The sequence below is a fragment of the Streptomyces sp. KR55 genome (assembly GCF_052245645.1).
GTDB lineage: Bacteria > Actinomycetota > Actinomycetes > Streptomycetales > Streptomycetaceae > Streptomyces > Streptomyces flavusporus.
In genome coordinates, this window is the sequence record NZ_JBQQCE010000843.1 from 1 (window position 1) to 2,031 (window position 2,031).

General features: G+C 65.7%; 3 protein-coding genes. 1 reads left to right on the forward strand and 2 read right to left on the reverse strand.

Features of this window, described 5'->3' with window-relative positions; genetic code table 11:
* Positions 1 to 672: IS3 family transposase (locus tag ACTWQJ_RS50840; protein WP_443313109.1), on the reverse strand; the 672-nt coding region annotated here is incomplete at its 3' end.
* Complete coding sequence (locus ACTWQJ_RS50845) at positions 609 to 983, reverse strand: transposase (protein ID WP_443313110.1); 375 nt, start codon at positions 981 to 983, stop codon at positions 609 to 611. The genes ACTWQJ_RS50840 and ACTWQJ_RS50845, both read right to left, overlap by 64 nt.
* 583 nt (positions 984 to 1,566) lie before the next feature.
* Here ACTWQJ_RS50845 and ACTWQJ_RS50850 point away from each other — a divergent pair.
* A complete protein-coding gene (locus ACTWQJ_RS50850; protein ID WP_443313111.1) occupies positions 1,567 to 1,908 on the forward strand; it encodes a hypothetical protein in 342 nt (113 codons plus the stop codon).
* The last annotated feature ends 123 nt before the right edge of the window (positions 1,909 to 2,031 follow it).

Below are 2,031 nucleotides of genomic sequence, written 5' to 3' on the forward strand. Positions count from 1 at the left end.
GAAGCACGAACCGGTGCGGCCCATGCTCTGCCGCAGCCCCAACTTATTTATCTCGCACCGGAGTTCGTCTGCGGTGTATTCGCTGCCGCGGTCCGAATGCGCGATGCAGCCGGGCTGGAGCCGACCGCGTCCGGCGGCCATCCGCAACGCGTCGACGACCAGGGATGCGCGGTGGTGGTCGGCCATCGAGTAGCCGACGACCTCGCGGGTTGCGAGGTCCAGCCAGGTCGCCAGATACAGCCAGCCCTCATCGGTGGGAATGTAGGTGATGTCGCCGACCAGCTTCATCCCCGGCGCGCTCGCGGTGAAGTCGCGGCCGACCAGGTCCAGGGCGGGCACCGCCCTTTTGGCCGGGCGGGTCAGGCTGCGGCGCTTGCGCCGTGTGACGCCGCTGATGCCGCGTTCGCGCATGACGCGCTCGATCCGTTTGCGGTTCACGCGGTGTCCAAGCCGACGCAGCCCGGCGTGGATGCGCGGCACCCCGTAGGTGCGCTTCGAGGCGAGGTGCAGCACGGTGATCTCGTGGGCCAGGGCGTCATCGGCGGCCTTCCTCGCCCGCCGGGCCTGCTCGCCGGCCAGCCATGCGTAGAAGGAGGAGCGGGCCACCTTCAGCAGCCGGCACAACAGAGCAACATGGTGGGTGGTCTTCTCCGCCTCGATGAACGCGTACACCTCGCTCGTCGATCGCTCTCCTTCGCGAAGAAGACCGCCGCTTTTCGCAGCACCTCGATCGTCTCCGCCTGCTCGGCGGCCAGCCTCCGCAGTCGGCGCAGCTCTTCGCGCTCGGCCGTGGTCAGCTCTCCCGGCGCCCCCTGCCCGCGGTCGATCGCATCCTGCTTGACCCAGTTGCGCAGTCCCTCGGCGCTGACCCCGAGCTCCCGGGCCACCTCGGTGACGGTCTTCCCGGAGGAGCGCACGAGCGCGACCGCGTCCCGCTTGAACTCCTCCGTGTACCGCCTGCTGCGGTTGCTCTTGCTTCCCACCTGGCACTACTTCCTCTGGAACCTCACGTCCAGTCTCCAGGTGTCCACGATCAAGGGGAAGGTTCAACCGCACCGGACCACATCACATGAGATAGGGGCCAGATCGACAGAGACGGGACATCAACGGGCCGGGCGGCCGCCGCTAGTCCGGCTGTTCCGTCGCAGCGAAGGTTGAGCGTTCTCACCGAAGGCTGGTCGGTGGGCCTCTTCCTCATCGAAGGTTGAGCAGGCTGACCGAACAGGTGTCCCGTCTCAGCGAACCGCGGCTTGTCGCACTGGTCTGTGCGGGATCTTGCGATGCAGGGGGCCGGAACGGGTTTGAGTGAGACGGTATCTCGCTTTGGGGTGGCTCTTGTCTCGGTACAGGTGACCTGTCCCACTTCAGCAGACATCATCCTGGTGTGGGCGCTCAGGGGGAGCCGCTCGGCATACTGGCGAGCCCGCCCCAACTGCCCACCGAAGCGGCACAGCGACTCAACATGGCACCCACCAACTTCCGCTGTGTGAGATGGTCGTGCCCATGATCGAGAAGGTGCGATGATCGCACTTCCGGCCTGTCGGTGGTGAGCGCCATCATGGGGATATGACCAACCTGAACCTGACCATCGGCAGTATCTGGCGGCTCAATCAGGGCGACCAGGAGATTGCCCGGCTGACCGTGACCGGCGCCGATATGCCCTGGACTCACGCTGAAGTCGAGACACTTCCTGGCTTTGAAGAGTTCCGTCCCCTCTTCACTGAGCAAGAGCGGGCTGTCGACGAGGAGGACTGGGAGCAGGCCGACGCCTGCTACACCCAGATCCGCAGTGCGCTCACCATGACGTTTCCCGACGGCAGTCCGGTCGCTGAGTTCATGCTGCACATCCACGACGACGGCACCGCCGGCTGGCGATGGCACGACGAGCCTTTCGACGCGGTGAACTAGTGCAGCAATGCATTGATCTTGCGAGGGTCATGCGGCTTTGAGTGGGGTGCCGTCGTAGGTCCAGCGGAACGGGTGGGCCTCGTCGTCGTAGGCGAGGGTGAAGTCGCGGATCTGGTCGATGAG